Genomic DNA, 15106 nt, shown 5'->3' with positions numbered 1-15106 from the left:
TTGTTATGCAAATAGACCCAAACCACCTCAGAATACTGGCAGCCATCGTCGATGAAGGCGGTCTGAGCGAAGGCGCGCTGGCTTTGGGCAAGACGCAACCCAGCCTCTCGCGTGTGGTGTCCAACCTTGAACAGCGGCTGAATGAGCCCCTTTTTGAGAAAGGACGCCGCCCTCTAAGGCCAACGGAACTCGGGCGCAGGTTGGCCGATGAAGGACGCGCCATTCATCTGGCGACCCAAGCCGCCGAAGACATTGTGGATCGCTTCACGCGCGGGCAGGCAGGCAGCGTGCGCGTGGCGGGGTCTCCGATTTTCATGGATGGGGTGATTTCCAACATCATCGCCGGGTTTCAGCAAAACCACCCCGACGTGCGTGTGGATCAAAGCTATGGCTATGCCTCAGAACTGATAGACCGGTTAGAGCTGGGCACGATTGATCTGGGCATATGCCCGATGCTTGACGAAGATGTGCCAGATGGGTTTGAATTTCACCCATTCCTAAAGGGGCGAAATGTGATCGCCTGTAGCTCGGGGCATCCTCTCGCGCGCAAAAAGAACCTGCGGCTTGAGGATATTTCAGAATACCCCTGGATCACCCAACCTGCAGGAAGCCCGTTGTATCAAGACTTGCGCGATGTGTTGCGCAGCATTGGGATCACTGATTTCAAAGTGAGTTATTCGGGTGGGTCCCTGTCGTCAATTATCACGATTTTGGCCGGTTCAGACGCTATGACCGTCTTGCCCTATTCGGTGGTCTTCATGCACCCTGGCAAGGTCATCCACGCGCTACCGATCCGCATTCAGCATCCAAAACGCGAACTTGGCCTGCTGATGAAAACGGAAAATGACCGAACACCAGCGGTTCGACAGTTCGTCAAAAATGTATCGCTTCAGTTTCAAAGCTTGTCTCGCGCCATCACCGAGCGCCAACGCACGGAAGTGTGGAGAGCTTAGAAATTCAATGTATTAGGCGCTAGAAAACTGCGTTCTATTCCGCTGATACACATGTCCTACGACAAAGCAGGAACTGGTTCGGTGCAGGCTCTAAATTGCTGTACGGGCTCTGCTGCGCCTTCCAAACTGAAAGACACCGCAAGGTCTGGGGTGAAAGCCGTCACCCGCTGATTAAACTCGAGTCCGTTTAGGACATTTCCAAAGCCGCTGTCCGACACACTCAATGTACTCCCTTGGATCAACTGTCGGTCGGTTCCAATCGTAAGCGCTTGCCCTCCGTCAAAGGCCATACCGAAGTTCGGAGCCGGATCCCAATTCCTGCCTTCCAGAGTGATCGAAAGTTGATACTGCGAAGGCTCGGGATCAAAAGTTACAGTGATCTGTGCAGACGGGTTTTGGTGAAAAAGCGTGCAAATTGGATCTGGCGAGAATTCCCACGCGAGAGCTGGAATGGGAAACAGCAAGAAAAGAACGAAAAAGCGCATACTTGAAACTTAGACTAGAGACCCAATCAGGCAAGAGCCGCGCATCGGTCGATCAACCGTGGAAAATCGCCCCTGTCGATACCCCCCTGTTTAGGCAGATCGACATTCGAAGCACCCAATTGGTGCCGAACAGTTTTCAAATTGGAGTCCCATCCACGCGCGCTATCCTCAACTGATGCGCCTGCAGATTTGGACCAATGTTCAAAATCCGCGCCGCTCCGGGACCTTGCTCACTTTGCTGGTGGCGCCCCTGTTGTTTCACGCTCTACCAATTTCGCTGGAACCAATGTCGTGGACGGCGGCATATTCGGTTCATTCATACGTTCCAACAAAACACGCGCAAGTTTTCGGCCCAGCTCATAAGGCGAAACGGCCAATGTGGTCAGCGGATAGGTCGCGTATTTTGCATCTGGCGTGTCGTCAAATCCGACGACGGAAATCTCGCGGCCCGGGCGCATACCAACTTGACCGATCGCCAAGCTGGCACCAATCGCAACCATGTCGCCGTTACACACAACCGCCGTTACCTCAGGATGCTTCTTCATCAAATTGTGCATGGCTTCGATACCAGCAGAGCGGCTGTCCTGACAGTCAACAATGTGGATGTCATCGATCCCCCGGGCATTGAGCGCCTTGCGACAGCCCTCGATACGTTCAGAACGCACATCCACATTCGCTTCGCCACCCAGATAGGCAATTTTGGTGTGCCCCAAATCCAAAAGATGATTGGTCGCGGCAAATGTTGCAGCCGCGTTCTCAATACCGACGTGATCAAGTTCTCCGAATTCCGGCCGCCTCAGAAAGGTAACGCTAGGCAAACCATGCGTGTTCAATAGATCAAAGGTCGATTCAGGCGTGTCAGCCGCGGGAACCCAAATCAGCCCACCACGAGAGGAACGAATGAACGCTTCAAGCTGTTTTCTCTGGCGCACCACGTCGTCGCGCGCATCAAGCACCGACAAAAGATAGCCCTCGTCTTCCAGCAAATCACTGGCACCGCTAATAATCTCGGCATTGAAACGGTTTGCGATCTTGTGAATGGACAGGCCAATTTCATGGTTGGCGCCAGACCGCATAGAAGCTGCTCTTGCGTCTGGAACGTAGTTCAGTTTTTTGGCTGCTGCCTTCACCAAATTTCGAGTGGTATCAGAAATTCTCCCGGTACCACGCAGCACCTGACTGGCGGTCGCGATGGAAACACCGGCCTGATTGGCGACGTTTGCCAGAGTCGGTTTTTTCGTCATCTTCCCTGCCCCAATCTCGCACAAATAGGATCAAAACGACAAAACGTTGTACCATTTCACCTCGAATTATTTAACATTATTCCCTTTATTAATCAATATTAAAGGCCCTCAAAGGACGGAGCTCTGAAGAAATTACGCGAACATATGATTGACTTTGGTTAAACGTTGCATCACCTTTATCTCGACTTGGATCCGAGTCGGCTTGATGCTGCAATTGCACAATCCTGCCGGACCTAAGCACAGCAAACTGATGGTGTTCGGGAGTGAGCGCCGTGTTGCAAAAGTGGATCTCGCGAAGGCGGACCACAGATAGGGAGAGAGGAATGTCCTTTAATTTTAGACTGGCCGGCGCCGTTTCCGGCCTGGCACTTATTGCATCTGTAAGCGCTGCAGTTGCGCAAGAGATCCGCGTTTGGACGACAGAAACGCAGCCTGCGCGCCTTGAGCGCCAACAGCAAATGGCCGCAGATTACGAGGCGGCATCCGGCGTCAAAGTGGAGATGATCCCTGTTGACGAAGGCGAATACAGCACGCGGGCCACCGCAGCCTTCGCGGCCGGCGACCTTCCAGACGTGATCTACTTCCCACTGCAGCATGCGTTGCCATGGGTTGAAGCGGGCATTCTGGATGCCGAAGCTGCGCAAGAAGTCCTGGAGTCCTTGGGCGCAGATACCTTCGCGCCAGGCGGCGTCGCAATGGCACAGACTGATGATGGCGTTGCGGGTGTTCCGGTCGATGGCTGGACCCAAATGGTTGTCTACCGCAAAGATCTCTTTGAAGAAAAAGGCCTTGCCGCGCCAACGACCTATGCCAACGTGCTGGCCGCGGTTGAGGCATTGCACAACCCACCGGAAATGTTCGGCTTTGTGGCCGCAACCAAGGTTGACGAAGGCTTCATGAGCCAGGTTCTGGAGCATGTTCTGCTTGCGAACGGCGCGACACCGGTGGACGAGAACGGTTTCTCGGGCTTTGACGAAGCGAAAACTGTAGAAGCGCTGGAATTCTACAAAGCGATCGCAGAAGCCTCCCCTCCTGGCGAATTGTACTGGAAACAGTCTCGCGAACTTTATTTCGCGGGCCAAGCGGCGATGATCATCTGGTCTCCGTTCATCATGGACGAGCTGGCAGGTCTGCGTGATGCAGCGCCTGTGACCATCAATGACGACCCAACATCGCGTGAGCTGGCGAATGCAACTGGCTTCATCACCAACTTTGCTGGCCCATCCAACCCTGCTGGTGCAGCATGGGCGGATACGCGTTACTTCGGTATCACTGCAGACGCTGACACCGAAGCCGCGCAGGACTTTGTCGAATTTGCAGTCAGCGAAGGGTATCTCGATACTCTGGCCATCGCGCCTGAGGGCAAATTCCCAATTCGCAACGGGACCGCGGAAAACCCAACCGCCTATATCGACGGCTGGTCCAAACTGGACGTTGGTGTTGACCGCCGCGCGCCACTGTCCGAGCTGTATCCGGCTGACGTGATCGCGAACATCGTGTCCGGTCTGGATGTTGGTCAGCGCTGGGGTGTGTCCGAGGGTCAACTGGGCCTCGCGTCCAAGATCATCAACAGCCAAGCAATCAACCGTGTGACCCGCGAGTACATCGACGGGACCATCAGCGCGACCGACGCTGTGGCAAAAATGAATGCGGAACTCTCTGAGCTAGAGTAACTTTCTCCTCAGAACCTTCAGGCGGCGGCCGATCGTCGCCGCCTGATCCCAAACCAACCTGTTTCTTTCGGAGATCACGAGATGACGAGTGCTGTGCCACCCACTGGTGCAGGGCCGCTAGCCAAGCGCGAGGCGCGACTGGCCTGGGGCTTGCTGTTCCCTACAATCTTCTCAGTGTCCCTTGTGGTCATCCTCCCGCTCCTTGCGATCTTTTGGGTAAGTTTTAAGCCCATCGGCCTCGAAGACCTTCGCCCACCTGAAACCGTCGTGCGCGAACAGCTGCGGGGACGCCCTGCTGAAGCTGGTGATGACGCGACCTTGCGCTATCGGGTGCGTAACTCGAGCCAGAAAGAAGTCCTGACCGGCGTCACAATTTCCGACACGTTGCCAGAAGGCCTGACCATTGTTGCCGTAGATGAACGTTGCACCTTGGATAACCTGTCGCTCTTCTGCGATTTGGGCGATTTTGAAGGCGGTCAGCGCGAAAACATCGAAATCGATGTGAAAGTTAGCCAGGCTTTTCTGGACGCAGATCCGGACCTGGGCGCGACCCCAACCAAGGCCACGGGGCGTGGCGACAATATTCTCACAAACTCAGAATTCACACTCGAGAACTTTGCACGCATCTTCGATGGTCGCGAGTTTTGGGCCGTCCTCTATGCCACGATGTTCTACACGATTGTGGGCACCGTCGGCGCGTTGGTCGTCGGCCTCTTTGCCGCGCTGCTTTTGAACAAGGAATTCCGAGGCAAGGGTATCGTGCGGGGGCTTTATCTGTTCCCTTATGTGGCTCCTGTCATTGCCGTGGCCTTCTCGTGGGTGACGCTGTTTGACCCCTTCTCAGGCTCGGTTAATGCCTTGCTTGTGCAGATGGGCGTCGCTGACAGTCCGATCAACTTTTTCGGACAACGTCCGCAGGCTTTGATCATGGTGACCGTGTTTGAGATCTGGCGCTATTTCCCGCTGTCCTTCCTGTTCATCCTTGCCCGCATGCAGTCCATTGATACCGATATGTATGAGGCGGCGGATATGGATGGGGCCAGCCCGTTTCAGAAGTTCTGGTACCTGAGCCTGCCGATGCTGCTTGGCATTCTGAGCGTCCTGTTCCTGCTGCGCTTCATCTGGACGTTTAACAAGTTCGACGACATCTTTTTGCTGACAGGCGGCAATGCCGGCACGCGGACCTTGACCGTCAACGTATATGAACAGGCCTTCGCGATCTCTAACATTGGCGCGGGCGCGGCGGTGGCTGTTGTGATCTTTGGCTTCTTGCTGGTGTTCTCGATCTTCTTCTTCAAGTTCATGAGCCGGGAGGAAGGGCTATGATCTCCATGCGCAACGGATATCTGACGGCTGCAATCATTGGCTGGTTCTGGGCCTTCACGATCGCAATCATTGTCGCTGTCATCATGTCCTTTTCGACGGGCGACCCTTTTCGTCCCTCCTTCTGGTCAAGCCTTGTCCTTGGCCTGGGTGTTGGCCTGACCACCCTCTTCTTCCGAGACAAGCGCCTGCTTTCCTTGGCGTTTTCTGTGGTGGCCGTCATTGTAAGCCTTGCGGGATTTGGCGCGATCTTGGTCGGCGAGAATGTGTCACCAACGATGCTGATCGTGGCAAATGTGCTTTTCGCGATCTTCACCGCCTGGCCGTTGCTGGTGATTTTGGACAGCCTTGTGCCCGGCCCTGTCGATAAGCACGAATTCGAAGAGGCCGTGATCCGCTTCCTTACCGGGTTTGGCTATATCTTCTTCACGACGATTGTGCTTGTACCTTTTTACGTCATGGTCATGACCAGCCTGAAAAACCAGCAAGAGCTTTTGCAGAACCCGCTCGACTTCACGATTGATCTGTCTAAAGGGCTGGGCCTGTTCCGCAGCTACTTTGAACTCTTCGGGGATTTCGGGTTCGGCTCTTATCTGTGGACGAGCTTTTACGTCTCGGTGATCACTGTCTTCATCACGCTCGCCTTCTCTATTCCCGGGGCCTATGCCGTGGCGCGGCTGCGCTTTAGGGGGCGTGCCGCTTTTGGCCGGTCTATCTTGCTGATCTATATGGTTCCAATGATCGTCCTCGCCCTGCCAATCTATATCGTGTTTTCGATGACAGGCTTGCGCAACACGATTCTGGGCATTGTGCTGATCTACCCGGTAACAACGATCCCCGTCGCGCTTTACATGCTGCAAGGCTATTTTCGAGGCCTTCCCGCTGAGGTCGAGGAAGCAGGCCTCATGGACGGTCTGTCCCGCCTGGCTGTGATCTGGAAAATCACCCTGCCCCTTGCGCTGCCAGCGCTTGCCTCGGTGAGCCTCTACGTGTTCATGATCGCCTGGAACGAATTCCTCCTCGCGCTCATGCTTCTGGACGATCCATCGAAATTCACACTGACGCGCGGCGTTGCCTCGTTGAACTCTTCCGAAGTTCCACGGCAGCACCTTATGGCCGGCGCAGTGATCGCAACTTTACCAATTATGGCCCTTTTCCTTGGACTTGAACGCTTCATGACCAAAGGACTGACCGCAGGGAGTGTCAAAGGATGAGCAACCACGACAACGCCGCACTGGACGCACGTGCACGAGATATTCTGATCGCCAATGATCGCGGTGGATATACCATTCCAACCGAAGGTCTCTATCCATACCAGTGGAATTGGGACAGCGCCTTTTGCGGTTGGGGCTTTAGCACCTTCGATGTCGAGCGCGCCTGGCAAGAGTTTGACACGCTGTTTTCCGGCCAATGGCCAAACGGCATGGTGCCGCACATCTTGTTTCGCCAGAACGACCCTGATTACTTCCCGGGCCCTGATGTCTGGGGCACCGAAGGCATTGGCCCCATTCCCTCAGGCGGCATTAGCCAACCGCCGGTGGCCGCGACTTTCGTGCGCAGCGTCTGGGAGCAAAACAAGGACTTTGGAGCGGAACGCGTTGCGGCTCTGCTTCCAAAGATCAAAGCCTGGCACGCATGGTTCATGAAATGGCGTACCTCAAGCGAAGGTGCCGTGTTCTTAACCCACCCATGGGAAGCTGGGCGCGACAATAGCCCGGATTGGGACAGCTCTATGGCCATGATCAATCCAGAGGGCGTGGGCGAATATTCGCGACGCGACACCTCGCATGTGGATCCCGCCATGCGCCCGACCAAAGACGAATACGACCGGTATTTGTGGCTGGTCTATCGTGGGCGTGAACGTCGCTGGAACGAAGAAGAACTCTCCAGAGACCGCCCCTTCATGGTCGCGGATCCGACCCTCACCTTCATCCTGCTACGTGCGAACAAGGACCTCTCGTTCATGATGAACGCAATGGGGATGGATACATCCGAAGTCGACGCTTGGTCCGAGCGGCTCATGAAAGGCGCGCAGTCGCTGCGCAATCCGGACACCGGTCTGTTCAACGCAATCAACCTGCGCTCGGGCGAACACACTGGCCACGTCACCTCGGCGACCTTCTTGGTGTGGTATGCGGGCATGGAAGATCAAGCCTCTCTTGAGGCGATCCGCCAGGAACTGGCCAATAACACCTACCCTATTCCCAGCCTGGCAAAGACATCGCCTTTGTTTGACGGCATGCGCTATTGGCGCGGACCAACTTGGGCCATCATGAATGCGCTCATCGGCATCGGCTTGCAGGACATGGGCCATCAGGAAGAGGCCGAAACGCTGCGCATTCGGACGCGCGCGCTGATCGCGGAACACGGCTTTGCCGAGTATTTCCACCCCGAGACAGGTTCGCCCGCCGGGGGCGGCACATTTTCCTGGACCGCTGCGGTTTGGCTGGCCTGGGCGTCATCTTCTGTAGGAGACAAATAATGGGCGCGATCGAATTGAAAGCCGTCGAAAAATGGTACGGCGAACTTCAGGTTATCAAAGGCATTGACCTGGATATCAAAGACGGTGAGTTCATCATTTTTGTCGGACCATCGGGCTGCGGCAAATCCACTTTACTTAGAATGATCGGCGGGTTGGAAGAGACGTCACGCGGTGCGATTGTTCTGGACGGCACTGACGTCACGGATCAGCCTCCGTCAAAACGTGGCTTGTCGATGGTGTTCCAATCCTACGCGCTCTATCCGCATATGTCCGTGCGCGATAATATGGGCTTCAGCCTGAAAACGGCCGGCGCTCCGAAATCAGAAATTAAAGAAAAAGTTGAAGAAGCCGCAAGGGTTCTGAAACTTGAGCCGCTGCTGGACCGGCGACCCAAAGACATGTCGGGCGGTCAACGTCAGCGTGTCGCGATCGGGCGTTCCATCGTGCGGGCTCCGACTGCGTTTTTGTTCGATGAACCGCTGTCCAATCTGGATGCCGCCCTCCGCGTAGACATGCGTCTGGAGATCGCAAAACTTCACCGGTCTCTGGAAACAACGATGATCTACGTCACCCACGATCAGGTCGAAGCTATGACATTGGCGGACCGGATTGTTGTGCTGGACGCGGGTCAAATCGCGCAGGTCGGAACGCCACGAGAACTCTACAATTCCCCGGCCAACTTGTTTGTGGCGCAGTTTATCGGGTCACCGAAGATGAACGTGATGGGCTGTTCCTTCAGTGGATCAGATTACCAACTGGAAGGCGCACGAGGCGGAAAATACACGGGATCAGGTCAGCCTGCCCATGTTGGCATCCGTCCCGAGCATATTACCTTCTGCGACGTCGGCTCTGGGCAGTGCGACGGTGAAGTCGAGGTTGTCGAATACCTCGGTGCCGATTGTTTTGTATTCGTCAATTGCGGTCCCTTGGGCGTTCTAAACGTGCGTGTTGGTGGCGGAGAAACCTACGAAGTAGGCCAAAAGGTGGGACTGTCGTTCCAATCAGAGCACGTGCACTTTTTTAGCTCGGATGGGGCTGCAGTTTAATAAAGTTTGCGCGTAGGGCCGACTTTAGTGCGTAGCACAACGATAGTCCGTTTCAACTGAAGGACTATTTAAAGGTCGCGTCGAAATTGCAGCACAATGAGGCCTCCGGTTTGCGCCGGAGGCCTCTCGAGTTTCCCAAAATCTAACGCCCGAGCGTTTCCACAACCAATTCCGCCGCCGCAGCACCAGAGAATTGCTGTTGACCCGTGATGAGGTTGCCGTCCCGAACCGCAAAAGGTTTGAACACTGACTGAACCACAAAATTTGTGTCCTCGAGTTTGCGCGCCTCCTCCTCGATCCAAAATGGCTGGATCTTTTGACCTACGAAGTCGTCGGCGAATTGCTCCTCAGCGTCGGCAAAGCCCGTCCACGTCTTTCCTTTCACAAGGAGATCCCCGTTAGAAAGCCGCGTCTTGAGCAGGATTGACGTGCCGTGGCAAACGATGCTGATAACCTTGCCCGCCTCATAGGCCTTGGCAATGAAGGCGTGCAGTTCCTCATCATCAATCATGGTCACCATCGGAGATTGGCCGCCCGCCACGAAGACTGCATCGTAATCGTCCAATGAGGCCTCGGCGATTGGCTTGGTCCCCTCGAGCAAAGCGCTGTGGGTCGCCGATTTTTTGAACCCCAACGAGATGATGTCATGGGCAGAGTATTGGCTGTCGTCTTCAGGATCTGAAAATCCGTCGGCCATCAGATCCCCTCCTTTTGGGGAAACAATCTCGACCTCGTAGCCAGCTTCCGTAAATGTCCAATATGGGTGCGTGACTTCTGCCCACCAGAAGCCCACAGGCCAGCCGGTGGTCGGCGAGGTGCCAGGGTTCGCGACGATCATGAGAACGCGTTTGGTTCCAAGTGTGTCAATAGATGCAGACATGGTCATTGCCTTTCTAGATTGCTGTTTTAGTTGAAGGAAAAATCCAGCGCGCCAAGAGACGCGTGACGCGCGGCATGATGAAATAGGTCATGAGGATGACCTGAAGGATCACCGTGACCAGAAGGCGAAGGGCCAGCGGCAAGTTGCCAATCACTGGGCTAAGCGCCAGATTCAGCAGCAAAACCAGCACAAACACGACCACGATCAAAACCAGCGCCATACGATGCGGAGACGGTTGCGCGACAACCGTTCCCTTTGGCGCTTCAAACCAAACCTCAAGCCCAGTGGTCCGATCCCACGCCGCGTCTGCCGCCACATGGGCAGCAATCTCATCAAGGTAACGCGCCCGCATTTCAGAACGCTCAAATGCCTCCAGCGCCTCTAGGCTCGCGAAACGGAACACGCTTGTGTAAGGCGCGCCAGTGTTTGAGGGTTTTTGAAACTGCGCTCCAAGATAGCCTTGCAACGCTTGTGCCTCTGACGTCAGTCGGTTCAGCCAATCTTCGTAGACTTGCTCTGAACCTGCCTTGACGCGGCGACGCACGACGATGGTGACTGGTTCGCTCATTTGACAGTCCTCGGCATTGCACCAAAGGCCCAATCACGCCCATGTTTCTGTGCAATGGCTTGATTGATCCAAGTGAGGGCGAATGGTTCAAGCAGCCGCGCTTTGGAAAGCCCACCTGCATCCAGTGGCTCGAACCCCAGATCGACAAGCAAGGATGCAACAACCTTTTTGGCGGCCTCATTGTCACCCGCCAGGAACTGCACCGGAGCGTGGGCGAAACCAGTGGTATCAGCCATCACCTCGGCGCCCACCTGATTGAGCGTCTTGACAACGTGCGCGCCCGGCAATTTCGCTTGCAACTGCTCGGCCCCCGAAGTCGTGTGTCCTATCGCCAGCCCCATGCCGTCTGGACCCATGGCGATGGGGTTTGTGCAATCGATCACTGGCTTGTCTGCAGCGATAATCGTCTGTGCGATGCTCTCAAGCGCTGCAAATGGCACCGCTAGCACTACGACATCGGCCCAGTTTGCTATTTCTGATGCGTTGGGCGAGGTCTCGCGCCCGCCGAGCTGAACCTCGTGGCCAGCAGCTCGCCAACCTACGGCCAACGCGGAACCAACTCGTCCCTTCCCGATAATCCCAATCCGCATGACATCTCTCCATTGCCTTGACGTTGATCGAGAGATAGAGAGATCAAAACTTAAATGAAAACGAATTGGATTAAATGTGAATATCGATGAAATCGAATTGCGCAGGTTAGATCTGACGGTCCTGTTGGTTTTCACCAACCTGATGCGGCTGCGGAAAGCCTCTGATGTCGCCGAGCACATGGGCTTGACACAGTCTTCGATCAGCCATTCGATCAAACGTTTGCGCGAAACCTTTGGTGATCCACTTTTCCTACGCACTCCTAAGGGCATGGAGCCAACCGCAGTCGCACTTGGGCTGGAACCAAAGATCCGCAGCGTTGTCGAAACATTGTCGCAGGCAATAAGCGCACCCGTGATTTTTGATCCGGCGTCATCTACTGAGACCTTACGCTTAGGAGCATTTGACAATGAGATGACAACGCTCGTTCCGCGTTTTCTTCAGGTTGTTCGCTCGGATGCGCCGGGCATGCGCGTCAGCATCCTACCCCTAGGCCGCCGACCAGCAGTAGACGCTTTGGAGCAAGGTGACATAGACCTCGCACTGGGCTTTGCCTGGAGTCTGCCGCGCAGCATCAAGCAGGTAAAGCTATATGAAGAAAGCTACAGTGTCGTGTTGCGTCAGGGGCATCCGCTTGCGCAGGCCCAGATGACCCTTGAGGCTTATGTCCGTGCAGAGCACCTCATCGTTTCTCCCCGCGGCGATCACAGAGGGATCGTCGATGACGCGTTGGAAAAATTCGGAAGTATGCGACAGGTGACAACGGCGGTGCCGCAATTCTTGCCAGCGCTCTCCATCGTCGCCACGACGGACTTGATCGCGACGATGCCGAGCCGGCTGGTTGCGACCCAAGCAGGACGCTACCAGCTCGTGTCATGTCCACCGCCTATCGAAATCCGTCCATTCACCGTTTCCGCCATGCATCATGAGCGCAACTCGAACAATCCCATGCACCAGTGGGCCATCTCAGCTTTGTCAGAAATCGCAAATGATGCGGCTCAAATGTGATGCGCGAAGGCGCGAGATGCCTTTACCAAGTACCCTTTCTAGGAAATTTATGGCGTGTTGGTAAGGCACTGACTTTATTCGTTTCTCTCAACTGATCTCAGGCATCTCAGGTTTGGCTTGTGAGTGCTATGGGTGTGGCAAGAACGGTTGCGGCGCGTCATCGACAAACCAATGCCCACGTTCAGCTTCAAACGCCAAAGCAGCCTGGAAAACGGTGGCTTCATCGAATGGTCGTCCGACGATTTGGATTGCAATTGGCACTTGATTTTCCGCCTGTGACACCGGCACGGACAACACCGGATGTGTGCTTAGCATGTTGAACGGTGACGTCATGACCCAGCCCAGCATTGGGTCGACAGTTTGGCCTGCGATCTGCAAACTCTGGGAACCTGGATCGAAGTCGGCAGCGACTGCTGGGACAGTTGTCGTCGGACATATGAAAAGATCATACTGCGACATGACTGCGCCAAAACTCTGAGCTGCCGCGCCGGCTGTTGTCAGTGCTGCAAAATAGTCTTTGGGAGTTACCTCCAAACCGGCTTGTGCAAAGGATCGGGCGTAGGGTGTAAGTTTTTCCCAATCCTGTGCGGTGTCTGGCGCAATCGATGTCCCGAAAATATGCCGGAGATGGGTCAGCGTGGCGTCCAGCACGCCTGCCTTCCATGGTAGAACGACCTCCTCAACCTGTGCGCCCAGATCGGTGAACAGCTGGATTGCTTTGTCCAGAGACGCCACGACCTCTGGATCGACTGGAAAAAATCCGAGGTCTGAAGAGACCGCTATACGAAGGCCTTTGATACTGGCATCGTCTGGCGCAATCCGCTGATAGGGCAGCGTTGTGGGGTCTTCAGCATGGGGACCTGACAGAACGTTTTGAAACAACAAGGCGTCCGCAACGGTGCGCGCCATCGGACCAGTGTGACAATAGGGATCCAGATTAAACGGCGCATCGACAGGGTTTCTCCCACGCGGTGGCTTGTAGCCGACGACTCCACAACATGCGGCTGGGATTCTGATCGATCCAGCGATGTCAGATCCGGTTGCCAAGGTGGCCGAGCCCGCGGCAAGCGCAGCCGCAGCCCCGCCCGATGACCCGCCGGGCGTCATGTTTAGGTTCCACGGATTGCGCGTGATCCCCCAGCGTTTTGACCAAGTCACTGCGGCGCAGGAATATTCGGGGGTCGCGCTGCGCGCATGCACAATTCCGCCCGCCTGGAGCACCCGTTGGTTGATAGGTGAGGTTGCGGGCTGTGCAATGTCCTGGGATAGAAGTGAGCCCGCCGACGTTGGTTGCCCCGCAATATGGCCGGAATCCTTCACTGCGACGCAGATGCCATCAAGAGGAGATGGGCTATGAGCACTTTTGCCCATATATCGTTTTTCGGCCTCGCGGGCCGCATCGCGCGCCTGATCGAAATAGGTATAGGTCAGCGCATTTACATCCGGCTCAGTTTGCCTCGACCGCGCTATAACAGCATCCACCACCTCGACCGGCGACAATGTTCGTTGCCTATAGGCCGTCAAAATTTCCGAGGCAGAAAGATAGGCCAGTTGCGTCATTGCGGTACCGCTTGGGCCTCAACCGCCTTCCTCATGACAGAGGTAATTTCTTCGATGTCCGCATCGGTACATATATACGGTGGCGCGATTGCCAAAACCGAGCCTATAATTCGGAAGAAGACGCCCATGCGTTCAGCTTCCTCGCCTACAGCACGAGCAAGCGCGTCGGTGTTGAATTCGACGGCGGCCAACATGCCACTATGACGGACATCCAAAACACCAGGCGCGTCTCGCAATCGCGCCAACCCATCTGCGATCAAATTGCCTAATCGCCCGACGTGAGCGGGTAAATCCATCTCTTCATAAATGTCGAGACATTCCAGTGCGACTGCTGCCCCTACCGGATGGCCCCCGTAAGTGACCCCATGGCCCAAAGTGCCGTTTTTACCTGCTAGCGCCTCTATCGCTTCATAGACTTTTCCAGACACCGCAACGGCTGACATCGGAAAGACCGAGGCCGTGAGTTGCTTGGCCAGTGTCATCATGTCGGGACGGATATCGTAGGTTTCGCAAGCGAACCATTCTCCAGTCCGCCCGAACCCGCAAATGATCTCATCAGCGATAAGCAGAACATCGTGTTTGGCCAGAACGTTTTGAATTTCGGCCCAATATCCATCTGGGGGCAGGATAACTCCGCCCGCTCCCATCGCTGGCTCGCCGATGAACGCACCAACCGTTTCAGGATCAGCAGCAGTGATCAAAGCATCAAGCTCACGCGCGCGGCGCTTGGAAAAGTCGGCCTCGCTCTCGCCGGGTTCTGCATCCCGCAGGTAATGGGGCCGCCCCGTGCGCAAGACCGCATCCAACGGCAGATCGAACCCGTCATGACAATAGGTTAAGCCGGTCAATGCCGCGCTCATTTGACCCGATCCGTGATATGCGCCTTCCCGCGATATGATCCGTTTTTTCTGTGGGCGATCTTTGGCGTTCCAATAGTAGCGGACAAATTTCGATGCTGTTTCGACGGCCTCGGATCCGGATGTTCCAAAAAACACCCTTTCCATACCTGGCAAACGCGCGATAAGGCGAGCCGCCAATTGATCTGCAACCTCGGGCGTTCGTCCCATGAACGAATGGTAATAGGCAAGTTTACCCATTTGATCCGCCATCGCACGGGTCAACCTTTCAGGGGAAAAACCAAGCGAGGCGCACCAAAGCGCAGACACGGCATCAATGTAGGATTTGCCATCGGCATCGACGACTCTCACGCCGTTTCCGCGCACAAATTGTGTCGGCGGCGTGGTTTCGACCGCGACCGGATCCGTAAACGGAAATATCTGAGCCAAGCGAGCCTCC

The 15106-nt window shown here is 55.4% G+C and carries 14 protein-coding genes; 7 read left to right on the top strand and 7 right to left on the bottom strand.

Annotated features, from left to right (window positions below; all coding sequences use genetic code 11):
• Positions 1 to 5: 5 nt before the first annotated feature.
• A complete protein-coding gene (locus WG622_RS13175; RefSeq protein WP_339404029.1) occupies positions 6 to 953 on the top strand; it encodes a LysR family transcriptional regulator in 948 nt (315 codons plus the stop codon).
• Positions 954 to 1009: 56 nt separating this feature from the next.
• Here WG622_RS13175 and WG622_RS13170 read toward each other — a convergent pair whose 3' ends face one another.
• Together WG622_RS13170 and WG622_RS13165 are read right to left on the bottom strand one after the other, a co-directional pair.
• Positions 1010 to 1438: an excinuclease ABC subunit B gene (locus tag WG622_RS13170; protein WP_339404028.1), complete on the bottom strand. Its 429-nt coding sequence runs from the start codon at positions 1436 to 1438 to the stop codon at positions 1010 to 1012.
• 230 nt (positions 1439 to 1668) lie between these two features.
• Positions 1669 to 2682: a LacI family DNA-binding transcriptional regulator gene (locus WG622_RS13165; protein WP_339404027.1), complete on the bottom strand. Its 1014-nt coding sequence runs from the start codon at positions 2680 to 2682 to the stop codon at positions 1669 to 1671.
• A gap of 323 nt (positions 2683 to 3005) precedes the next feature.
• Between WG622_RS13165 and WG622_RS13160 the strand changes: the two genes are divergently transcribed.
• The 5 genes from WG622_RS13160 (at position 3006) to WG622_RS13140 (ending at position 9206) form a co-directional block, all read left to right on the top strand.
• The gene (locus WG622_RS13160) at positions 3006 to 4355 is read left to right on the top strand and encodes an ABC transporter substrate-binding protein (RefSeq protein WP_339404026.1); all 1350 of its coding nucleotides are present in this window, start codon (positions 3006 to 3008) and stop codon (positions 4353 to 4355) included.
• An 81-nt stretch (positions 4356 to 4436) separates the two neighbouring features.
• The gene (locus WG622_RS13155; RefSeq protein ID WP_339404025.1) at positions 4437 to 5681 is read left to right on the top strand and encodes a sugar ABC transporter permease; all 1245 of its coding nucleotides are present in this window, start codon (positions 4437 to 4439) and stop codon (positions 5679 to 5681) included.
• A complete protein-coding gene (locus tag WG622_RS13150) occupies positions 5678 to 6892 on the top strand; it encodes a carbohydrate ABC transporter permease (RefSeq protein WP_339404024.1) in 1215 nt (404 codons plus the stop codon). Before WG622_RS13155 ends, WG622_RS13150 begins: the two co-directional genes overlap by 4 nt.
• Positions 6889 to 8160: an MGH1-like glycoside hydrolase domain-containing protein gene (locus WG622_RS13145; RefSeq protein WP_339404023.1), complete on the top strand. Its 1272-nt coding sequence runs from the start codon at positions 6889 to 6891 to the stop codon at positions 8158 to 8160. The genes WG622_RS13150 and WG622_RS13145 overlap by 4 nt, the downstream gene beginning before the upstream one ends.
• Entirely contained in the window at positions 8160 to 9206 is a 1047-nt protein-coding gene (locus tag WG622_RS13140) for an ABC transporter ATP-binding protein (RefSeq protein ID WP_339404022.1), read from the top strand. Before WG622_RS13145 ends, WG622_RS13140 begins: the two co-directional genes overlap by 1 nt.
• A 142-nt stretch (positions 9207 to 9348) precedes the next feature.
• On the opposite strand, the gene WG622_RS13135 is transcribed toward WG622_RS13140, so the two are convergent.
• The 3 genes from WG622_RS13135 to WG622_RS13125 are packed head-to-tail and all read right to left on the bottom strand — an operon-like array spanning position 9349 to position 11244.
• A complete protein-coding gene (locus WG622_RS13135; RefSeq protein ID WP_339404021.1) occupies positions 9349 to 10086 on the bottom strand; it encodes a type 1 glutamine amidotransferase domain-containing protein in 738 nt (245 codons plus the stop codon).
• A 13-nt stretch (positions 10087 to 10099) separates the two neighbouring features.
• Positions 10100 to 10654, bottom strand: a complete 555-nt coding sequence (locus WG622_RS13130; RefSeq protein WP_339404020.1) for an antibiotic biosynthesis monooxygenase — start codon at positions 10652 to 10654, stop codon at positions 10100 to 10102.
• The gene (locus WG622_RS13125; protein WP_339404019.1) at positions 10651 to 11244 is read right to left on the bottom strand and encodes an NADPH-dependent F420 reductase; all 594 of its coding nucleotides are present in this window, start codon (positions 11242 to 11244) and stop codon (positions 10651 to 10653) included. Before WG622_RS13125 ends, WG622_RS13130 begins: the two co-directional genes overlap by 4 nt.
• Positions 11245 to 11368: 124 nt before the next feature.
• Here WG622_RS13125 and WG622_RS13120 point away from each other — a divergent pair, with 124 nt between their 5' ends.
• Positions 11369 to 12250, top strand: coding sequence for a LysR family transcriptional regulator (locus WG622_RS13120; RefSeq protein WP_339404018.1), 882 nt, complete (start codon positions 11369 to 11371; stop codon positions 12248 to 12250).
• Positions 12251 to 12376: 126 nt separating this feature from the next.
• Here WG622_RS13120 and WG622_RS13115 read toward each other — a convergent pair whose 3' ends face one another.
• Both WG622_RS13115 and WG622_RS13110 read right to left on the bottom strand, forming a co-directional pair.
• Positions 12377 to 13810, bottom strand: coding sequence for an amidase (locus WG622_RS13115; RefSeq protein WP_339404017.1), 1434 nt, complete (start codon positions 13808 to 13810; stop codon positions 12377 to 12379).
• Positions 13807 to 15096: an aminotransferase class III-fold pyridoxal phosphate-dependent enzyme gene (locus WG622_RS13110; protein WP_339404016.1), complete on the bottom strand. Its 1290-nt coding sequence runs from the start codon at positions 15094 to 15096 to the stop codon at positions 13807 to 13809. The genes WG622_RS13115 and WG622_RS13110 overlap by 4 nt, the downstream gene beginning before the upstream one ends.
• Positions 15097 to 15106 lie beyond the last annotated feature (10 nt).

Source organism: Cognatishimia coralii (assembly GCF_037478305.1).
GTDB classification, from domain to species: domain Bacteria; phylum Pseudomonadota; class Alphaproteobacteria; order Rhodobacterales; family Rhodobacteraceae; genus Cognatishimia; species Cognatishimia coralii.
The sequence above is the reverse complement of the archived record's forward strand: the minus strand, read 5'-3'. Positions and strand labels throughout refer to the sequence as shown.